Source organism: Streptomyces sp. NPDC007991, from assembly GCF_042958445.1.
Taxonomy (GTDB): Bacteria; Actinomycetota; Actinomycetes; order Streptomycetales; family Streptomycetaceae; genus Streptomyces.
On record NZ_JBIBJD010000006.1, the window covers coordinates 97,158 to 117,174 of the forward strand.

At 72.5% G+C, this 20,017-nt stretch carries 15 protein-coding genes; 7 read left to right on the plus strand and 8 right to left on the minus strand.

Features of this window, described 5'->3' with window-relative positions:
• Positions 1 to 28 precede the first annotated feature (28 nt).
• Positions 29 to 781 (plus strand): DUF4142 domain-containing protein, encoded by a 753-nt coding sequence (locus ACFZDA_RS18170; protein ID WP_391082016.1) that lies wholly within the window; start codon positions 29 to 31, stop codon positions 779 to 781.
• Positions 782 to 803: 22 nt separating this feature from the next.
• On the opposite strand, the gene ACFZDA_RS18175 is transcribed toward ACFZDA_RS18170, so the two are convergent.
• Positions 804 to 1,580, minus strand: a complete 777-nt coding sequence (locus tag ACFZDA_RS18175) for a LysR substrate-binding domain-containing protein (protein WP_391082019.1) — start codon at positions 1,578 to 1,580, stop codon at positions 804 to 806.
• An 84-nt stretch (positions 1,581 to 1,664) separates the two neighbouring features.
• Between ACFZDA_RS18175 and ACFZDA_RS18180 the strand changes: the two genes are divergently transcribed.
• The 6 genes from ACFZDA_RS18180 (at position 1,665) to ACFZDA_RS18205 (ending at position 7,638) form a co-directional block, all read left to right on the plus strand.
• A complete protein-coding gene (locus tag ACFZDA_RS18180) occupies positions 1,665 to 2,057 on the plus strand; it encodes a DUF5997 family protein (protein ID WP_391082021.1) in 393 nt (130 codons plus the stop codon).
• A 226-nt stretch (positions 2,058 to 2,283) separates the two neighbouring features.
• Positions 2,284 to 3,603 (plus strand): ABC transporter substrate-binding protein, encoded by a 1,320-nt coding sequence (locus ACFZDA_RS18185; RefSeq protein ID WP_391082024.1) that lies wholly within the window; start codon positions 2,284 to 2,286, stop codon positions 3,601 to 3,603.
• A complete protein-coding gene (locus ACFZDA_RS18190) occupies positions 3,600 to 4,511 on the plus strand; it encodes an ABC transporter permease subunit (RefSeq protein ID WP_391082027.1) in 912 nt (303 codons plus the stop codon). Before ACFZDA_RS18185 ends, ACFZDA_RS18190 begins: the two co-directional genes overlap by 4 nt.
• A complete protein-coding gene (locus ACFZDA_RS18195) occupies positions 4,508 to 5,452 on the plus strand; it encodes an ABC transporter permease subunit (RefSeq protein WP_391082030.1) in 945 nt (314 codons plus the stop codon). Before ACFZDA_RS18190 ends, ACFZDA_RS18195 begins: the two co-directional genes overlap by 4 nt.
• Positions 5,453 to 5,482: 30 nt before the next feature.
• Positions 5,483 to 6,391, plus strand: a complete 909-nt coding sequence (locus ACFZDA_RS18200) for a 5-dehydro-4-deoxyglucarate dehydratase (RefSeq protein WP_391082033.1) — start codon at positions 5,483 to 5,485, stop codon at positions 6,389 to 6,391.
• Entirely contained in the window at positions 6,388 to 7,638 is a 1,251-nt protein-coding gene (locus tag ACFZDA_RS18205; protein ID WP_391082036.1) for an enolase C-terminal domain-like protein, read from the plus strand. Before ACFZDA_RS18200 ends, ACFZDA_RS18205 begins: the two co-directional genes overlap by 4 nt.
• Positions 7,639 to 7,680: 42 nt before the next feature.
• On the opposite strand, the gene ACFZDA_RS18210 is transcribed toward ACFZDA_RS18205, so the two are convergent.
• Genes ACFZDA_RS18210 through ACFZDA_RS18240 form a run of 7 tightly spaced genes read right to left on the minus strand, consistent with a single transcriptional unit; the run spans position 7,681 to position 19,999 of the window.
• Entirely contained in the window at positions 7,681 to 8,574 is an 894-nt protein-coding gene (locus ACFZDA_RS18210; RefSeq protein WP_391082039.1) for a peptidoglycan-binding protein, read from the minus strand.
• Positions 8,574 to 10,118 (minus strand): DUF6519 domain-containing protein, encoded by a 1,545-nt coding sequence (locus ACFZDA_RS18215; protein ID WP_391082042.1) that lies wholly within the window; start codon positions 10,116 to 10,118, stop codon positions 8,574 to 8,576. Before ACFZDA_RS18215 ends, ACFZDA_RS18210 begins: the two co-directional genes overlap by 1 nt.
• 57 nt (positions 10,119 to 10,175) lie before the next feature.
• Positions 10,176 to 12,344 (minus strand): hypothetical protein, encoded by a 2,169-nt coding sequence (locus ACFZDA_RS18220; protein ID WP_391082043.1) that lies wholly within the window; start codon positions 12,342 to 12,344, stop codon positions 10,176 to 10,178.
• Positions 12,344 to 16,165 (minus strand): putative baseplate assembly protein, encoded by a 3,822-nt coding sequence (locus ACFZDA_RS18225; protein ID WP_391082046.1) that lies wholly within the window; start codon positions 16,163 to 16,165, stop codon positions 12,344 to 12,346. The genes ACFZDA_RS18220 and ACFZDA_RS18225 overlap by 1 nt, the downstream gene beginning before the upstream one ends.
• Positions 16,162 to 19,269 carry a putative baseplate assembly protein gene (locus ACFZDA_RS18230; RefSeq protein WP_391082049.1) on the minus strand — a complete coding sequence of 1,036 codons (3,108 nt, stop codon included), beginning with the start codon at positions 19,267 to 19,269 and terminating at the stop codon, positions 16,162 to 16,164. Before ACFZDA_RS18230 ends, ACFZDA_RS18225 begins: the two co-directional genes overlap by 4 nt.
• Positions 19,266 to 19,658, minus strand: a complete 393-nt coding sequence (locus ACFZDA_RS18235; RefSeq protein ID WP_391082052.1) for a GPW/gp25 family protein — start codon at positions 19,656 to 19,658, stop codon at positions 19,266 to 19,268. The genes ACFZDA_RS18230 and ACFZDA_RS18235 overlap by 4 nt, the downstream gene beginning before the upstream one ends.
• Positions 19,655 to 19,999 (minus strand): hypothetical protein, encoded by a 345-nt coding sequence (locus ACFZDA_RS18240; RefSeq protein ID WP_391082055.1) that lies wholly within the window; start codon positions 19,997 to 19,999, stop codon positions 19,655 to 19,657. Before ACFZDA_RS18240 ends, ACFZDA_RS18235 begins: the two co-directional genes overlap by 4 nt.
• Between the last annotated feature and the right edge of the window lie 18 nt (positions 20,000 to 20,017).

A 20,017-nucleotide genomic window follows, 5' to 3' on the forward strand; every position in this document is an offset into this window, starting at 1 on the left:
TTGGGCCGTTCATATCCCAGGAGGCACGATGCGCATCTCGCGCAGCACGGCAGGAACCGCGTTCGTGGGCGGTGCGATGATCCTCACGCTCACCGCGCTCGCCTATCCGAGCATGCTGGGCGTGCAGAACACGGCTTCCGGCCAGGACCGCATCATCGCCAACACCCAGTACGGGCCCCTGACCGAGGCGGACCGCGACTTCGTGGTGAAGGTGCGCGCGGCCGGGCTGTGGGAGTCACCTCTGGGTGCGCTGGTGATGCAGCGCGGCGGATCTGCCGCAATGAAGGAGGCCGGCAAGCACCTCGTCGTCGGACACGGGCGGCTGGACATCGCCTGCCGCAAGATCGCCCCCGAGCTGGGCATCACGCTACCGAACCAGGCCTCGCCCCAGCAGCAGCAGTTCGTGGCGACAGTGGAGGGCGCCCAGGGCCAGGAGTTCGACTCGACGGCGGTGAGCATCATGCGGGTCACCCACGGCCAGATCTTCTCGACCATCGCCAAGGTCCGGGCCAACACGCGGAACACGCTGGTGCGTCAGCTCGCCGACCAGGCCAACTCCACGGTGCTGGACCACATCACGATCCTGGAGCAGACCGGTCTGGTCAATCACGAGCAGGTCAACCTCCAGCAGACCAGCCCGCCCAAGATGCCGCAGGAGATGACGACGCCACCGCCTCCTCAGCCGGGCGCCCCGGTCCTGTCCCTGAAAATCCCCAAGGAGCTGGAGGACCTGCGTACGGAGGCTCCGAACGCGCTCCAGCCGTCTCCGTCGGCGGGGTGAGCCGGCCCCCGGGGGCTCGCGGCTAGGAGCGGCGGCGGGGTTTGCCCTGCTTGCCGCTCCTGCCGCTCTTGGCGCTCTTGCCGCCCTTGGGGGTGCCGCTGGAGGAGCCGCGTCGGCTCACGCCGGCCTGCCTGGCCGGCTGCCTGCGGCGGTCGTCGCGCTGGGGCTTGTCCTGCGCGGGAGGCTGCCGGCGGCCCCGGGTGCTGTTGGCCGTGCGGCCGCGGACGATGCCGATGAAGTCCTCCACCAGGTCCGTCGTCGCGTCCTCGGGCCAGGCCAGGGCCACGCTCGACTCGGGGGCGTCCTTGAGGGGACGGTGGGTGAGGTCCTTGCGGTGGTGCAGGCGGGCCAGCGACAGGGGGACGACGAGCACGCCGATCCCCGCCGCGACCAGTTCGACGGCGTCGGCCGTGGTGGCGGGGCGTTCCAGGGCGGGGCGCCCGGGGAGGTTCTCCCAGTCGAGGACGTCGTCGAGGGGGTGCAGCACGATGTCGTCGGACAGGTCCTCCGGGGACACCTCGTCGACCGCGGTGACCAGGTGGTCCTGGGGCACGACGACGACCGTCTGCTCGGTGTAGAGGGGGATCGCGCTGAAGACCGTCCGGTCGACGGGAAGGCGTACGAGGCCCGCGTCGGCGTCCCCGCCCAGGAGCCGCCCGGCCGCCGCTCCGGCGGGCACCTGCGTCAGGGCCAGCGGGACATCGGGCTGCCGCTCGTTCCAGATGCGCACCCACTTGTCGGGCATCACCCCGGGGACGTACACGAGCCGGAACGAGGGAGATTCATCCGAGCCTGTCACCCGGCCAGGTTACCGGCCGTGGTGGACGGTCGTGGCCGGCGGCCGTGGTCAGCGGTCGTGCACACGCTCGATACGCTGGACGCCATGACGTCGCACCAGAGCACCCAGACCATGAAGCCCGCGACCGCGGCGAAGAAGCTGGGTGTGTACCTCGAGGCCACACCCGCCGAGTTCCGGGAGGGCGTCGTCTCGCGCGCCGAGCTGAACGAGCTCCAGGCGAGCCCGCCGCAGTGGCTTCAGGACCTGCGGAGCAACGGCCCGCACCCCCGCCCGGTGGTCGCGGCGAAACTCGGCGTCTCCATCGCGGGTCTCGCCCGCGGCGGCGTCACCGAGGCCCTCACCACCGAACAGATCGAGACGCTGAAGCAGGAGAACCCCGAGTGGCTGAAGCGGGAGCGCGCCACCCAGGCCGAGGTGCGCAAGGAGGCGGCCCGGCTCAAGAAGAAGAACGCCGAGCGCGCCGAGCACCGCGGCTGACCTCGGACCTTCTCTCACACGGCCCCAACCGGTCCATCCGGTTGGGGCCGCTGTCGTTCCCCGGGCCCGCGCACGGCTTCGTGTGGCCTCATGTGGCATCGCGTGACCTCGTGTGACCTCGGTGAAATATTTCAGCCATGTATTGACATGGTGATGAAACGATCCTAGCTTGGCCGATCATTTAGATTCGTGAAGTTGGTTCACGGATATGAACGGAGAACCATCCATGCGGGATCGCCGACGCCTGGCCGCCGCGCTCGCCGTCTCGGGTCTCCTGTTCGGAACGGCCGCCTGCGGCTCCGGTTCCGGCAGCGCCCGGGCCGGCGATCCGAACACGCTGGAGGTGTGGACCCGGAGCGATCCGGAATCCGCCCAGACCTACAAGAGGGTGTTCGCCGCCTTCACCAAGAAGACCGGCATCAAGATCGACTATCAGCCGGTCATGAACTTCGACCAGCAGTTGCAGAGCCGCGCGTCCACCAAGGACCTGCCGGACGTCCTGATCAACGACACGGCCCTGATGGGCAGTTACCAGGCCCAGGGCCTGCTCAAGCCCATCACCCCGGCCTCCATCGCCGGACACGGCGAGATCACCGCCCAGTCCTGGTCGTCCACCGTGGGCCGCGACGGCCGGCACTACGGCATCCCGTACTCCCGTCAGGCCATGACGCTGTTCGTCCGCAAGGACTGGCGCGAGAAGCTCGGCCTGCCGCAGCCCAAGACCTGGCAGGACACCCTCGCCCTCGCCAAGGCCTTCGCCACCCGCGACCCGGACGGCGACGGCAAGAAGGACACATACGGCATGGTCGTCCCGGGCAGCGCCCAGAACGGCTACGTCGCCTGGTGGGGCGCCAGCTGGCTGTGGCAGGGCGGGGTGCGGATCATCGAGAAGGAGGGGTCGGGCTACCGGCCCGCCATGGACTCGGCGGCGGCCCTGCGCACCGTCACCTGGATGAAGGACAACCTCTTCTGCGGTGACAACGGTGTCATCCAGCCCAGCGCCCTCACCTCCGTCACCGCGACCACCACCAACTTCCAGGACGGCAACGCCGGGATGTACCTCACCGGCCCGTACAACATCTCCACCTTCGACAAGGCACTCGGCAAGGACACGTACGAGGTCCTGCCCGCGCCGTCGGGCCCGGCCGGCAACAACAACGTGCTCGCCGACGGCGAGAACGTCTACTTCGGCGCGAAGACCGGGAAGGCCCGGCTGGAGCGGACGCTCGCGGCCTTCCTGATCTCCCCCGAGGGCCAGACGCTCGCCATGACCGGCGACCACCAGCCCGTCGTGCGCATCCCCGTCAACTCCACGCTGGACGCGGCGAAGGTCCGCCACGACCCACGCTGGAGCGTGGTGCAGAAGGCGTACGAGACGGCCTCCGTGCAGTTCCCCAACGCGCCCGACTTCGCCCCGATCAAACAGGACACCGCCGACTCGCTCAACGCGATCTTCACGTACTGCGGCAGCGACGTCCGCTCCGGCCTCAAGGAACTCAACGACACCCTCGCCGGTGACCTCAAGGACCAGGACCTGTTGAAATGACCGCGACCGTGACGACACCCGGGCCGCGCAGAGCCCGGTTCCTCAGCAAGAAGGCCGTACTGCCCTGGCTGTTCCTCGCGCCGGGTCTGCTGCTCGCCCTGGTCTTCAAGTTCCTCCCCATGGGCAAGGGCGTCTGGCTCAGCTTCTTCGACGTGCGGCCCTTCCTCGGTGACAAGTGGGTCGGCCTCGACAACTACACCCGGGTCCTGAGCGACCACCGCTTCCAGGACGCCATCGGCCACACGCTGGTCCTGGGCATCGGCATGTCCCTCGGCGGCATCGTCGCCGGCGTCCTGCTGGCCCTGCTGCTCGAAGGCCAGGCCCGGTCGCTGAGGATCATCCGTACCGCCGTCTTCCTGCCCGTCGTCACCGCCACCGCGGTGGTCGGCGAGATGTGGAGGCTGATGTACTACCCGACCTCCGACGGCCTGATCAACAGCGGTCTCGGGCTGCTCGGTCTGGGGCCCGTGCCCTACCTCGACAACCCCGACACGGCGCTGTGGGCGACCATGGCCATGGGCATCTGGATGCTCGCCCCGTACAACATGGTGATCATCCTCGCCGGACTGGCGGGCGTGGACCGCTCGCTGTACGAGGCCGCCGCGATGGACGGGGTGTCGCTGTGGCAGCGGCTGCGGCACATCACCCTGCCCGCGATCCGCCCGGCACTCGGCATCGTCCTGACGCTCGCCGCCATCCGCGGACTGCGCGTCTTCACCGAGGTGTACGTCCTCACCGGCGGCGGTCCGGCCGGGTCGACCGACGTGTGGATGACCCGCGCCTACACCCTCGGTTTCTCCCGCAACGACATCGGCGGCGCCTCGGCCGCCTCCGTGCTCCTGCTCTGCGTGACGCTGCTGCTCACCGTCACCGTCAACTACTTCCGCAAGAGGGGAGACGTGAGATGAGCGCGCCCGCCATCGACCCCGTCCGGACCCCGGTGACCGCCTCTGCGACGGGGAAGTCCGCCGGGAAGCAGCGCACCACCCCCGCCCGCTTCGACACGGCCCTCGGCTGGAGCGACCGGCCGGGCCTGGCCTGGGCGCTGCGCGTCCTGCTCTGCGTCCTCGCCCTGGGCGTCTTCGCGGCGCCGTTCGTGACGGTCTTCTCCGGTTCGTTCAGCGAGAAGGCCAGCGGTTCGACCCTGTCGTTCCTCCCCCACCACCCGACCCTGCTGAACTTCCGGGTGGCGGGCGAGCGCGGCATCTGGGACTACTTCGGCAACTCCCTGGTCATCGCGGGCGGCGGACTGCTGCTCCAGTTGGTCGTCTGCACGCTCGCCGCCTACGCCCTGGCCCGGCACAGGTTCCGCGGGCAGGCGCTGATCCTGACCCTGTTCATGCTGACGATGATGCTCCCCGAGGAGGTCATCGCCATCCCGCTGTCCCTGGTCCTCGGCCATGTGCCCGTGGTCGGCCTCGATCTGAAGGGCACCGTCTGGGGCGTCATCCTGCCGCTCGGCGCCTGGGGCTTCTCGGTGATGGTGCTCACCGAGTTCATGAAGGACATACCCGACGAGATCGAGGAGGCCGCCCGCATCGACGGCGTCGGTGAGCTGCGGATGCTGTGGCAGGTCATCCTGCCGCTGTGCAAGCCCGCGCTCGGCGTGGCCGGGGTGCTCGGCTTCATCATGATCTGGGACCAGTACCTGCTGCCCCTGATCGCCGCCAAGGACCCCACCGACTACACGGTCACCGTCGCCCTGTCCATCCTGCGCACCGACCCCGAGGTCGGCTCGGGGGTGGTGCTGGCCGGTGCGGTCATCGCCCTGATACCCAGCCTGATCGTCTATCTGCTCCTCCAGCGCTCGCTGGTCACCGGCATCGCCGCCGGTGCCACCAAGGGCTGACCACCCACCCCCCCCATGTATGAGGGAGACATGAAGTTCCACGGAGTGCTGTTCTTCCCGGTCACGCCGTTCGCGGCGGACGGTTCACTGGACGAGGAACGGCTGGCCCAGCACATCGAGTCGGGTGTCGCCGCGGGCGCGGGAGGTGTGTTCGTCGCCTGCGGCACCGGCGAGTTCCACGCCCTGTCGGCCGATGAGATCGAGCGGGCGACCCGGGTCGCGGTGCGGACGACCGCCGGGCGGGTCCCGGTCTTCGCGGCCGCCGGCGGTCCCGCACCGGTCGCCCGGGACCAGGCCGCCCGGGTCGAACGCGCCGGCGCCGACGGCATCCTGCTGCTGCCGCCCTACCTGGTCGGCGCCCCGCAGCAGGGCCTGGTGCGCTACGTCCGGGAGGTCACCGCGGCCACCGCGCTGCCCGTCGTCTTCTACCAGCGCGGTAGCGCCCGGCTCACCGCCGACACGGCCACCGAGATCGCCGCCCTGCCCGGGGTCGTCGGACTCAAGGACGGCATCGGGGACATCGAGCGGATGCACCGCGTCGTCCGCGCGGTGCGTGCCGTGCCGGGCACGGAGGGCTTCCAGTTCTTCAACGGCCTGCCCACCGCCGAGATGACCGCGCCCGCCTACCGGGGCATCGGCGTCGAGCTGTACTCCTCGGCGGTGTTCGCCTTCGCCCCGGAGATCGCCCTGGCCTTCCACCGGGCCCTCGCCGAGGACGACGAGGCGCTGGTCTCGCGGCTCCTGGACGAGTTCTACGGCCCGCTGGTCGCCCTGCGCGACGAGGTCCCCGGGTACGCCGTGTCGCTCGTCAAGGCCGGTGTGACGCTGCGCGGCCTGGATGTCGGCGGCGTCCGGGCTCCGCTGCTGGATCCGACGCCGGAACACATCGCCCGGCTGGCGAAACTCCTCGACCACGGACTGGAGGTGGCCGCCGCATGAGCTCGACGCGTATCCGTGAGCTGATCATCACCCCCATCGCGTTCAGTGACCCGCCGCTGCTCAACTCCAACGGGGTGCACGAGCCGCTCGCGCTGCGGATCATCCTCCAACTCGTGCTGGAGGACGGCACGGTGGGGCTCGGCGAGTCCCCCGGCGGCACCGCCCGGCTGGAGCGGCTCCAGGCCGCGGCGAAGGTGGTCGCCGGGATGGAGGTCTTCGACACCACCGCCGTCGCCGCCGCGATCGACGCGGCCCTGCTGCCGACCGTGCCCAGCTCGCACGAGCGCGGCTGGACCACCTCTGCGGTGGAGGTGGCCTGCCTCGACGCGCAGGGCAAGCTGCTCGGCCGCCCGGTCAGCGATCTGCTGGGCGGCACGGTCCGCGACGCGGTGCCGTTCGCCGCGTACCTCTTCTACAAGTGGGCCGAGCACCCCGCGCTCGACGGCCGTCCGGCGATCACCGACGACTGGGGCGAGGCCCTCGACCCCGCCGGGATCGTCGAGCAGGCCCGGCTGATGCAGGAGCGGTACGGCTTCAGGTCGTTCAAGCTCAAGGGCGGGGTGTTCCCGCCCGACGAGGAGATCGCCGCGATCCGGGCGCTGGCGGAGGCCTTCCCCGGGCAGCCGCTGCGGCTGGACCCGAACGTGGCGTGGACGGTCGGGACCTCGAAGTACGTCGCACGTGAACTCGACGGTGTACTGGAGTACTTGGAGGACCCGGCCAAGGGCATCGACGGCATGGCGCAGGTGGCGAAGGAGTCGCCGATGCCGCTCGCGACCAACATGTGCGTGATCGCCTGGGAGCACCTGAAACCGGCCGTCGAACAGAACGCGATCCAGGTCCTGCTCACCGACCACCACTACTGGGGCGGGCTGCGCCGCACCCGGGAACTGGCCGCCGTCTGCGAGGCGTTCGGGATCGCCCTGTCGATGCACTCCAACTCGCACCTGGGCATCAGCCTCGCCGCGATGACCCATGTCGCCGCGGCGATTCCCAACCTCGACCACTCCTGCGACACGCACTACCCGTGGAACTCGGCGGACGACGTGATCGTCCCCGGTGTGCTGGAGCTGCGCGACGGGCAGGTGCGGGTGCCCACCGGGCCGGGGCTGGGGGTCGAGCTCGACCACGACAAGCTGGAGAAGCTGCACCGGCGGTACGTCGACTCCGGGATGCGCGGCAGGGACGACACCGGCTACATGCGGCGGATCCAGCCGGAGTACGAGCTGCGGCTCCCCCGCTGGTGACGGGCGGGCGCCCCTCCGCGCAGGAGGGGCGCAACCCGGTCGCTACTTGGACTTCGGCACCTTCAGCCGGTCCCAGGTGAGCTTGCCGGGGATGCCGTCGGCGTCCTTGCCGGAGAAGCCCTGCTTCTGCTGCCACAGCGCGTAGGAACGGCGGTCGGCCTCGGTCCAGTCGGGGCTCGGCCCCTCCTCGTAGCGGCTGCACCCCTCGGCGACCAGGCGGCGGCCCATCGCCGTGATGATCGGGGAGCGCTGCCCGACGTGGAAGAACGCGGCGCCCGGGAACGGCTCGTAGGACGGCTTGGGCGCCGGCTCGGGGTCCGGGGCGGGCTTGCCGCCGCCTCCGGCGCCCTTGAGCCGGTCGCGTATGCGCCCCCGCATGCTGTCCATGGTGAAACCGCGCGGGTCCACCTTTCCCGGCTGCCACTCCTTGTGGCCGATGACGGAGCGCTCGGACCAGCCGTGGTGGCGGCAGATCGCCGCGGCCACCTTCTCGATGGCCTCCTTCTGCACCTCCGGCCAGGGGTCCTTGCCGTTGCCGAGGTTGATGCACTCGAAGCCGTAGAAGTGCCGGTTGCCGTCGGTGTCGGCCTCGTTGTCGTGCGGCAGCTTCGACTCGTTGATCACGGCGCGCAGGACGTCGCTGTCGCCGAGGCCCGCGTGGTTGGCGCGGCCGTTGCCGACCAGGTGGACGTGGCCCTTCTTGTCGATGACGCCGTGGCAGAGCGGGCCGGGCAGGCTGGAGTAGCCGTCGTAGCAGATGTCGACGGAGGCGGCGGTGCCGGAGGTGACGGTGTGGTGGATCATCACGCCGTTGACCGGGCCCCAGGGTCCCTTGCTGTTGCGGTTGTGGGTGCGCCATCTGCGGACCTCGTGGACGGTCAGGCCCTCGGCTCTGAGGATCTCCACCAGCTTGGACGCGCTCAGCGGCTTGGCCATCAGTTGTCTCCTTCCACGGCGGCTTCCGCCTCGGCGGTGGTGTGGGACCGTCCGTGGGAGGGGTCCTCGGCGGCCAGTTCCTCGCGGCGGGCCTGCTCCTCGGCGGCGAGCGTCGCCTCGTCCGCGGGCGGCATGCTGCTCGCCAGCGGGCCGAACGCCAGACGCAGGTCGACGGCGCTGCCCTCGCCCTTGATCAGGGCCAGCGGGGCGAAGTGCCGGGCGATGCCGGCCGGTGGCTGGAGGAGGGGGCGGCGGGCCGGGTCGACGGGCCATTCGACGCTGCCGGTGGCGGTGCGGGCGGGCACGATCCAGTGGTCGCCGGTGCGGTAGGCGCCGCCCTTGGCGAAGTACACCTCGACGCCGTCCTCCAGGGGCAGCCACTCCCCCTCCGTGACGGGGACCGCGCCGCCGCGCAGGGCGGTGCTGCGGCCCTTGCGCTTCGGGCCGCCGCGGTGGTCCCAGCGGCGCAGGTACGGGTTCAGGTGCGCGAGCCGTCCGACGCCCGGGGCGGGTTCGGCGGACAGGCGGACGCGGCGGCCGGGCAGGTCCAGTTCCTCGACCCGCAGCAGCGGCAGGGGCTCCAGGCGGGAGGCGTAGGCGGTGTCGACGAACTCCACGTGGTCGCCCACGTCCAGGTCCAGCTTGTCGTCGTGCCCGAGGGACGCCAACTGCACCCAGGTGCCGTCGAGTTCGTCGACGGGGAACACGACGGAGCCGTTCTCGCGGGACCACTTGAAGGTGGCGTCCTTCGCCTCGCCGCCCTCGTGGACCTCGACCCGGTACAGCTGGTTCTCCGGGCCGCGGTAGCGGGCGTCCGGCTTGACCAGGCACGGGTCCTCGTCGGCGTGGTCGGGCCGCTCACCGCACGCGGCGAGCCGGGCCGAGGGGGCCGACTGGCGCTGCGCCCAGCGGGTGAACGCGGCGCGGACGACCTCCTTGGAGGGGTCGCTCTCCTCGATCTCCAGGGCGGCGAGGGACAGCGGCAGCACCTGCCAGACGACCTTCACGCGCGCGGCCGTGTCGGGCATGGCAGCGCCGAGGGCGACCTCGCGCAGCGCGGGGTCCTCCGCCGCCGTGACCGAGCGCTCCCACACGTTCAGGTAGACGACGAACGGCGACTGGGCGGGCGAGGGCAGCCGGTCGCCGGGTTTCTCCGGGTCGCGGAAACCGTCGGGCTGGTCCCAGTACGTCCAGTGCGCGGGCGGCTCCGCCGCCTGCTCGTCGCTGTCCTCGTCGGTGACGGGCACTTGGGCGGCCGGGCGGCCGGCGTCGCACAGGATGCCGTCGACGTAGTAACGGCCGCCGTGGATGAGGAGGGTGTCGATCTCGTGCTTGCCGCCGACGTACTCGATGCGGAAACCGGCGGCGTCGCGCGGCCCGCCGTGCGGTCCGATCAGGTCCGCGGCGAGGCTGCGGGCCTGGTGGAGCTGGATCGCGGTCTGTTCGTTGAGGTCGGCGTCGAGCTGGACGCGGCCCTGCTGGGCGACGACCGCGGAGTAGTGCCGCTCCGGGCGGAACGTGGAGCGGGAGAGGTCTGCGTGCATGAAGGGTGTCCCCCCTGGTTCAGAAGTGCGGGTTCACGAGGTCGGTTGCGGTGCGGCTCACGTCACGAAGAAGATCCCGGCGTCGGTGCCCGCGGGCGTGTACTCGGCGAGCCGGGCCCGCAGGCCGTCCTCGCGCTGCGGCCGGTACAGGTCGTGGAAGGCACCCATCTCGGCGCCGTCGTCCGCGCCGCGCCGGATCTCCTCGGGGCACCGGTCGGCGAGCAGCCCGTACCAGGGCGTGCCGTAGCGCTGGGAGGTGAACAACGGCCTGATGTCCGGGGCCTGTTCGGGCTGGCAACGGTGGCGGCGCGGGGTGCGCGAGCCGGTGGGGACGTAGGAATGACGCAGGCAGCCGATGCCGCGCCGGGCGACGTGGAGCCGGCCCGTGAAGACGCTGTTCTCGGCGATCCGCACCGCGTGCGTGTGGATCTCGCCGATGACGGTCGTGCGGTGCAGGTGCAGCACGGCGTGGGCGTGGCGGCAGTCCGGGGCGGACAGGGCCTCGCGGTCGTCGGCGGTGGCGTCGAGGATGCTGTCCCGGATGTGGATGTCGAGGGGGTCCTCGCTCACCTCGTCGCCGATGACCTCGATGGTGCCGAGGATGCTGTGCTCGATCTGGAGGCAGGCGGTGGTGCGGTCCAGGACGATGCTCGGCTCCTCGGGCGAGTGCGGCTCGCACTCGGGCTCCAGGGACCAGCCGGGCACGAGCGTGCTGTGCCGTACGACGACGGCGCCCACCGCCCCCGCCACGTTGATGCCGCGCCCGGCGACGAGCAGCCCGTCGAGGACGACCCGCGGCCGCTCGTGCGGGGCGCAGTCGTCGGACACCGCGCGGATGTTGAGGGCGTCGGGGCGGTTGCTGTACCAGTCGAGCAGGCGGATGACCGGGCGGGTGCCCTCGGCGGCGCGCAGTTCGAGCCGGTCGCCCGGGTCGAGGTCGAAGTCGAGCTGCTCCTGGTAGGCGCCGCTGTGCGTGATCTCGATGATGCCGGCGGGGCCGGTGCGGTCGGCGCGGCGGTCGTGCTGCCAGGCCCGGTAGGCGTCCATGATCTGCCGGTGGGGCTGTCCGGGTCCGACGCGGTACACCTCGGCGTCGGGACGGGGTTCGCGGTCGCGTTCGTACTCGCCGCCGCCCATGCCGGCGGCGGACGCGTAGTGGTAGTCCACCCACACGCCCTGCCGGGGCGCGGAGCGCGAGCCGAACGCGATCCGGCCCAGCTCGGGGTCGACGGCCACCTGGCCGCGCCTGGGCCGGTAGCGCCAGTCGGACAGGTCGGCGACCACGATGTCCGAGGGCGGTACGGGGTTGTCCTCGCCGTCGAGGCGGATCACGAAGCTCTTGCCGGGGCCGTAGTAGTCGAGCAGCCGGTCGTGCAGGAGACGGCGGGTGACGAACGCCGGCACGTTGTCGACGGTGGCGATGTGCGCCGGCGAGGGCTCCGGGAACGGCTTGGTGACCAGCGGGGTGTCGTTGCCGAGGATCGAGAAGGTGTAGAGGTTGCGGGCCCGGTCGATGCAGTAGGCCGGGGTCCGGGTCAGCGCGTAGGCCTTCAGCCGCCACACGAAGAGCGCGACGCCGGCCGGGCTCCAGCCGCCCTGCCGGTGCCGTGAGGCGGCGCGGCGCACGTCGACCGTACGGGCGCTGTTCGCGAACGGGCCGCCGCCGAGGGCGAGTTCGGCGCCGTCGCGCAGGTCGGCCAGCCGGCCGTGCGCGCCGCGGTGCGTGCCGGTGCCGGTGGTGTACAGCTTCACCGGCTGGGTGTGGGCGACCTGCCGGGACAGCTCGACGGCCCGCGCGGGCAGGCCCGCCACGTGCTCGGACAGCTCCTCCAGCAGGTGCAGGGTGCCCTTGCGGCGGCGGTTCGCGACCGTGGCGGCGACGTCCCGGCGCGGGGCGACCGCCTCGGCCAGGGCCGCCCGGCCGCCGTCGTGCAGACCGGTGGTCAGGACGCGCTCGTAGCCGGGCAGGGTGCGGTAACCGACCAGGTCGCCGAGGTACGGCAGCACCCAGGGGGCCGCCGTCTCCACGAACAGGTCCTCGTAGCCCTGCTGGACGCCGTCGCGGACGCGGTCGAGCTGCTCGGCGATCACCGCGAGCAGGGCGCGCAGCGGCTCGCCCTCCTCGGCGTCGCGCAGCAGGTGCCAGCGGGGCAGCAGTTCGGCGAGCCCGTCCGGCTCCCTGGGCACGCCACGGGCCGGCGTCTCCGACTGGGTGTCCGGGGACATCACTTGACCTCCGTCAGGATCAGGGTGTCCGCGGCCCGGGGCGACAGCAGCGCGAGCTGGGCCGGGCGGATGCCGCGGAAGACGTACACCGACCGGCCCTTGGGCAGGCGCCGGGTGTCGGTGATGTCGGGGTTGAGGCGCAGCAGTTCGGCGAGGGGGATGCCGTAGCGGGCGCAGATCTCCGACAGCGTCTCGCCGTCGTCGGCGCGGACGGTGTGGGTCTTCTCGTCGTACGTCGCCGGGTGCGCCCGGACGGTCGCCTTCGGCGGGCCGGGCCGGGTGAGCAGCTCGGTGAGTTCGGCCGGGGTGGCGGAGGCGGGCACACCGGTGAAGACGTCGACGTCCATGTAGTCGACGCCGGGCACGGTGTGGGCGGTGGCCAGGACCTCGGAGAGGCGGGCGGGGCGGCCCAGCTCCCGGCCCTCGAAACCGAGCCGGTGCAGCAGGGCCTGCCGCAGGCGGGGCTCGACGATCTGCCAGGCGTGGTCGGCGGCGACCTTCACCTTGGCGGCGATCAGCAGCAGGACCAGTTCCCGGCCGTCGACACGGACCGGGAGGTTCGCGTCGCCGTACTCGGTGAGGGCGCCGCGCAGGGCGCGCAGGGTGTCCGAGTCGGGTGCGATGGGCACGTCGTCGGTGCCGGCGACCGTCACGTGCAGCACGCGCCGCCGCCCGTCGAAGAGTTCACGCGCGGCGGCCCGGCCGATGCCGGCCCGGGAGCGGGCGAAGTCCTCGTAGTCGGACTCGGAGACCAGCCGGTCCAGAGCCGAGACGGCGAGCGGGACCGTACGGCGGGTCAGGGCCGGGCCGTCGGCGTCCGCGCCGCCGGTCGCGGGGCGGGGGTTGGTGACCGCGGTGACGCCGAGGGGCCGGGTGAGCGGCTGGGTGACGCGGTCCGCCGGGACGTTCGCTGCCCTGCCGGTGCCGAAGCGGTAGCGGGCGCGGACGTTCTCGTGGCCGGAGGGCAGCCGGGCGCCGTGCACGCCGTCGCCGAAGGTCACCGTGGTGCGTCCGTCGGCGGTGGAGCCGGTGATGTAGACCCGCTCGGTCGGGCCGCGTCCGGCGAGGCTGTCGACCTCGTGCCACAGCACACCGTCGACCCTGATCTCCAGCACCGCCGTGGCGCCGAGGGGGTTGTCGTCGGCGAGCCAGGTCAGCGGGGACTGCCAGAGCGCGAAGGTCTGGTTGACGCGGTCCGAGTCGCCGCTGCCGATGGCCTCCTCGCGGCTCTCTCCGTGGGTGGCCTCGACGACGTTGCCGAGGATACGGACCGTCTCACGGCGGTAGCGGTGGGCGAGGTCGGCGGTGAGGGTGAGCCGGGTGTGGACCTGGTCGCCGGGGAGCCGGGGGTCCGCTGCGGGGTCGGCGGCGGCGATCGTGACGATTTCGGTGGCCCGGACCCCGGCCGTGCCGGGGATGTCGCTGCGTTCGCCCTCGACGATGAGGGTGCGGCCGGGGCGCAGCCCGTCGTACAGCTCGGCGAGTTCGATCTCGTTGCCGTGCACGTCCTCGCCGAGCGGTTCGTCGGCGAGGCGCAGGGGCTCGCCCGCCGCGTGCACGGTGGTGTCGCGGATGTGCGACAGGAGCACGTCGAACTCGTCCAGCCAGGGGTCGGCGAGGGTGAGTTCGGTGCCGCGGCCGGTGATGCCGTAGTTGGTGTACGCGGCGGTACGCACGGCTACCACCTGGGTGGTGACGAACGCCAGCTTCCGATCGCCGGGGACGCCGTTGCCGGCCCCCTTGGCGGGCCGCTGGATCGCGACCCAGCTGCCGACGGTGATGCCCTCGTGCACGATGTCCAGCTGGAGCGTGCGGCGGTTGACGGGCTCGGGCTTGGTGGCGATGACGATCTCGACGTTGGGTTCGGCACTGCCCACCGTGTACTTGAGGCTGACCTCGTGCTCGCCGTGCGTGAACTGCTCACTGGCGCCCGGCCTCAGGGCGATCTGCTCGGACGTGCCGTTGTGGACGCCGACGTGGATCAGGCCCTCGTCGTCGGGCCGGGACACGAACAGGGTGCGCTCGGGCAGGCCGGAGTGGAGGCGGGCGGTGACGCCGGGTTCCTGGGAGTCGGCGGGCCGCCGGTTCAGCCAGCTCAGGTCGCGGTCCTGGCCGGAACGCACCGACAGCTCGACCTGGCCGGGGCCGAGCGTGAAGGTGACCGGCTGGGTGACGGGCAGGTTCTCGGCGCGCTGGTCGGAGCTGCTGCCCTCGACGTACTGGAACTCGGCCCGGACCGGAGCCTTGCCCGCTGTGTCGTACACGACCCGCATGGTCGCCAGCACCGCTCCGGTCAGCGGCCAGTCGGCGGTGCGGATGACCCTGCCGCGATCGTCCTGGACCGGCTTGAGCGGGGCCGTGGCGCCGAAGGGGGCCGCGGTGACACGCAGGGCGAGCAGTTCACGCAGAAGCCGCGGGACGCCGGGTGCGGCGGCCGTACGCCAGGCCGGGTAGAGGCTGCCGAGGCCGGGGTTGAGGGCGGAGAGGAGCCGGGCGGTGTCGGTACCCGGGAACTGACGGGCGGTGGTGGCGCCCCGGGGGGCGGTGGCGCGCAGGGCAGGCAGTACGGCTTCCAGGGCTTCCAGAGCGGCGGCGTGCGAGTCGCCCCCCAGGGGCGCGGGGAACTGCGCGACCGGGCCAGACGGCGCCGCAGACGGCCGACGGCCGGTGGCGGCACCCTCGTCCACCGTCTGAGCGGGCGCCAACTCCAGTGCGCGCTCGGCGAGTTCCGCCAGCACCGCCTCCAACCGCTCGAACCACTGCGCCACGTCCTCATACGGCTCGGCGAGCACCTGCGCCTCACCGAGCCGGGCGAGGGGCTCAGCGAGACGCGCCGCGAGCCGCTCGGGCGTCTTCACACCGTCCAAGTCGTCCCGCAAGGGCTCCAGGACCTGGTCCTCGAAGTCCTCGATCAGGCGGCTGACCGGCCGAGGGTTGGGCACCTCCGGGGTCGGCGGCTCCTCCCCCGGCTCTCCCGGCTGCGCCGGAAGCGCCGTCCAGCGCCGCACCTCGTCGACGAGTTCCTTCAGGCTCGGCGGCGCCGACTGCGGCAGGGAGATCGCCGTGACGTCGTCGTCCCGGTCGACACGCGTGTCCGCCACCGGCACCAGCTTGCGCTCCCCGCCGGCGCCTTCCCCGAAGACGAACAGCAACTGGTCACCGGTCCGCAGGGAATGCGCGGTGCCCTCGACGAACAGCGCGGAGCGCTTCTCCAGGTCCTGCGGGGTGAGGAGCGAGGGACGGCGGCGGCGGACCTTCAGTTCGTTGAAGTCCCAGCGGGCCGTCAGGTCGCGGCTGGTCTCGAAGGTCAGCGACTCCTCGCCGGCGGACGCGGGCACGCTGTGGCTGCGGGCCCCGCGCGGGATCAGCACGTTCTGGGCCTCGGCGCGCGGGTCGCGTTCGAGGGTGTACGCCAGGTGCGTGGCGGCGGCGACGCCGGGGCGCGGCCGGTGTCCGACGAGCCGGCCCAGCAGCACCAGGGAGCGGTGCTCGTTCGCGGTGCGGATATAGGCCTCGTCGGCGATGCGCTCGGAGTGGAAGGTGAGCAGGTCGCCGAGGACGGCGGTGGCGTCGAGCAGGCCGATCGCCGGATCGTCCGGGGTGCGGACGGTGAGCCGGTTCAGCGCGGGGTAGGCGGGTGAGGCGAGCCGGTCGAGCAGGGCGGCCAGGAAGGAGCCGTACTCGCCGACGCGGTAGTCCAGCGCGGTGCGGCCGGGCGGGTTGTGCAGCGGGGCCGGCGCGAGGCGCTCGTCGTGACCGCCGCGGCAGGCGCCGCCGCAGCCGCACCCGCCGGTCGCGGTGACCGGGTGCGAGTCCGTCATCGGGCACCTCCCAGGGATATCGCCAGCAGGCCGTTCTCCGGCCGGTCCGGGTCGTTGTCGCAGGTGGCGATCTCCAGCGGGCCGAGCCGCAGCACGCCGTCCTCCCTCTCTCCGCGGTCCTGTCCGTGCAGCCGCCGCAGCCGGGTGACCTCGACGCTCTCCACTCCGGGCACGGCCGCGGCGACGGCGACCAGGCGGCTGAGCCGGACCGGTTCGCCGAAGGTGAGCGCGTCGGGGTGGAAGAAGCCGAGCCGTCCGCCCGGCAGCCGTCCGCTGCCCAGGACGCGGTACAGCTCGGCCAGGATCTGCCCGTGCTGGTGGCCCGGCCGGGCGCACACGGTCAGCGCGATGTCGAGCGGCACCAGGCGGGCGGGGCCCACGACGAGGTCGTGTCCGATGCGCCGGTACGTCTCAAGTGCCTGGGCGACCGAGTCGAGCAGCTCCGGTGCCGGGGCCGCGGTGCCGTACGCGTCGATCGCGATGTGCGCCTCCTGGACGCTGCCCGTCCAGCGGAGTTCGGCCGCCGCCCGCTGCACGTCCGGCAGTTCACCCGCGAGTGCCGCGTAGTCCTCGGCGGTGACGGCGCGCAGCCGGGTGCGGCGCAGGTCGAGCGGGGCCAGCTGGCGTACCTGCTCGACGGGTTCGGGCTGGGTGCCGCCGGCCGCGGGCAGTGGGTTGCGCACGGCGACGGCCGGCGCTTCGCAACCGCTGTGCACGACGAGGTGGTTGATGGCCTCGGCGCCGACGTTGCCGGCGGTGCCGCCGCCGAGCCGGTAGCGCAGTGCCAGACGGGAACCGGGCGGGGGCTTCGCGCCGTGCCGGCCGTCGCCGAAGCGCAGGGCCAGGCGGCCGTCGTCCTCCAGTTCGCCCACGAAGTGCCGCTCGCGCGGGCCGCTGCCGAGCAGGTCGCGGCGTGGCTCCCAGGTCTCGTCGTCGCCGTGGACGCGTACGGCGGGCAGTGCCCGGCGCGGGTCCTGGGCGAGGGCGGCGGTGGCCGAGCCGCGCAGCACCGTCTCCTCGGGGTGGAGGCCGGCCGCGTAGGCCGGGCCCCAGCTGTGCGCGATCTCCCAGGCGATGTGCCCGTCGAGGACCGTGCCCGCGCGGGCCCGGGCGGCGAGGACCTCGACGCGGCGCAGCTTGGTGTCGAGCAATTGGTCGCTGCGGAACAGCAGTTCACGCAGGGCGCGGACCGGGTGGCGGCGCAGTTCGTAGCGTTCCAGCACGTTCAGGCCGTAGACCACGGCGAGTTCGGCGATCTCCTGCTCGCCGAGCCCGTCCCGGTCGCGGGCGCTGCGCCACAGCTCGACGAGGCGCTGCCGGATCCGGCCGGGGATGGCCGCGATCCGCTCGGCCTGGCCGGCGGCGACGGTGCGGGGGGCGGGGAAGGGCACCGCCTGGGTGACGGGCCTGCGGCCGAGGACGGGGCGGAAGCGGGGCGCGATGCCCGGGTAGACGGACTGGGCGAGCAGGGTGCGCAGCGCGGCGGTCTGGGCGTACGCCGTGCCGGGCACGACCTGTTCGTGCCGCTGCCCGGCGCTCTCCAGGCCGAGGCCGGCGCGTGCGGTGGCGCGCTCCCCGACGACTTCGAAGAGTTCGCGGACGTCGTCGGGGACGAGCGCCCGGCCCGACTGGGTCCGTTCCGTCAGGGCGTTGATCAGCCGCGCGGGCGCGTTGCCCTCCTCGGTGTCGTGGCAGCCGAAGGCGGGAGGGTCGCAGGGGGCGGTCACGGCGGGCACGGGCGGCACGGTGACCGTCTCGGGGAGCCCGGTCAGGGTCCGGCCGTGGTCGACGAGGACGACGTTGCCGCGGGCGAGGGTGACGTCCTCGACGGGCAGGCAGTCGCGTCCGCCTCGGGTGGTCAGGCAGAGCGGGAAGCGCAGCGCGTCCTCGGCGGCCCAGGTGACCTCCAGGACCGGCTGGTCCTCGATCCGGTCGAGGCCGGGGGTGACGGAGGTGAGGCGGACGGCCTGGCGGTGGGCGGGGTCGGCGTCGCCGGGGGTGCCGGTGCGCGGGCCCTTCACCTCCTCCAGGACGATGACGTCGCCGGGCTTCAGGTCGAGCCGGCGCTCGCGGCAGGTCTCCGGGTCGACCCAGGCGTCCCGCAGGGTGGCGGCGGTGGCGCCCTTCGGGAGGGTGCACTCCTCGCCGCCCCACGTCCACAGCCGGATCGCGTTGTGCGCGACCCGCAGCTCCAGCGGGTCGGTGGCGACGACCGGTTCGAACACCTCCACCGAGCCCCGCTCGTCGAGGTCGCCGAGCTCGCTCTCGTCGATGACGGTGCCCGGCTCCGGGCGATCGTGCGGGTCGAGGCTGCGCACGTCGACGGAGGCGAAGCGGAAGGTGCCCGGGGCGAGCGTCCGGTCGTCGGCGGTGCGGACGGTGACGTAGGCGCGGGCGTTGCAGCCGTCGTGCATCGCGTAGTCGATGAGCTTCACGTGGCGGCGTACGGAGACGCGGCGGCGGGCGGTGTCGAGGTAGGCCTCGGTGGCGACGGCGTCCTGCTGGTAGCTGATCTGGTCGCCGGTGTACGCGAGGAGTTCGACGAGGGTCGTGCCCAGGTCGGCGGGGTTGCGCTCCACCCAGTCGGGGGTGGTGAGCGCGAGCCGGTCCAGGAGCAGCTTGCGGATGGTGTCGTAGTCGCGGGCCGTGTAGTCGATGACGGGCGCGGCGGGGAAGTCCGGCTCCGGCTGCTCCTGGTCCTTGCAGTCGAAGGGAGTGGGGCAGTCGGGCCGGAAGGAGAACGTGGCGCTGTGGTAGCGCTGGTCGAAGCCGCGGTACGGCTCGGTTCCGGGCCGTCCGTACGGGTCGGTCTCGACGAGGGAGAGCCGGTAGCGGGAGGTGTCGCCGGCCTTGTCGAGGGTGACGTAGAGCCGGTCGTCGAGCTCGGGGTCCTCCTCGCGTTCGACGCTGACGTCGACGGCGGCGATGCCGGTGATGCGCCGGCCGCCGTCGATGCGGACGTTCTCGGCGCCGAGGCCGTGCGGGGCCTTGCCGAGGAAGGTGACGGTGAGCAGCAGGCCGTCGTCGCCCGCCTCGACCGTATCGACGCCGTTGAGCTGGGCGGCCCGTACACGGGCTCGGCGGGACGCGGTGCCGGTGGTCATGCGGCCCTCCCTTCGAAGACGTCCTCGTGCCGGGTGCCGGTGGCGCGCAGGGCGTACGACAGGTACACGCACACCACGTGGTCCTCGCTGACGACGTCGAGGGCCTCGACGTCGATGAGGTCGCCGAGCCAGCTCTGGAGCGAGGCCTGTACGGAGAGTTCGAGCGTGCTGATCAGTTCGGGGCTGTTGGGCGTGAACACCAGGTCGAGGAGCCCGCAGCCGAAGTCGGGGCGCATCACGCGCTCGCCGGGGCTGGTGAACAGCAACTGCTCGATCAGGTCGTGGACGTGCTCGCCGTGGGTGGCGTGCGCGGTGCGGCCACGGCGGTCCGCGCGGAACGGGAAGGCGATGTCGCTGCGGGGGCGCATCCCGCGGCTCGTGGGACTCATCGGACGGTGACCTTTCGCTGCGTGCCCTGGACGACGGGCGGTCCCTGCGGGACGAAGGCCGCGGTGAAGCACTGGGCGGCGGAGATGTCGAGCAGCACGGGCGCGCCGTCGACGGTGATGCCGCTGCCGCCCGCGGTCCAGCGGACCGTGACGCACGGCATGGGCACCCGGTCGACGGTGTGCGGGCAGCCGGTGACCACGTAGTGGTGCGCGGTGGTGGCGACGGCGGCGCCCGCGACGCGTACGCCGCCGGCCGGCGGGGTGGCCGCCGTGACGCGCCCGCCGTGCGGGCAGCCGATCACGGCGGCGGCGTCCAGCAGACTCCCGGATGTTCCGGACACGTTCTTCGTTCCCCCGTT